The following is a 255-nucleotide window of genomic DNA, read 5'->3' as shown; positions in this document are numbered from 1 at the left end:
CCTCACGCGCACATAGGTCCTTCAGAAGCTCGCTGGCCTGGGCGCTGCTCTCTTCAGCGTAGACCTGCCAGCCGACGACCATCCGACTGAACACGTCCATGAACAGATAGAGATAGAAATACTGCCCACGAACTGATGTCGGCAGGTAAGTGATATCCCAGCTGAACAATTGATTGGGCTCGTCGGCACAAACTGCGCGAGGCTTGCTGCGGGCGCGCGCTGGTCGTTCACTGCGCCGATGAGCAAGCTGTTTCT

At 57.6% G+C, this 255-nt stretch carries 1 protein-coding gene; it reads right to left on the bottom strand.

Annotated features, from left to right (window positions below):
• On the bottom strand, positions 1–255 hold a 255-nt coding region (locus tag ACRXB1_RS37740; RefSeq protein ID WP_449494979.1), incomplete at both ends, for a DDE-type integrase/transposase/recombinase.

The organism is Caballeronia sp. M23-90 (assembly GCF_053574605.1).
Note: the sequence above shows the minus strand (reverse complement) of the source record. Positions and strands in the feature narration are given on the sequence as shown.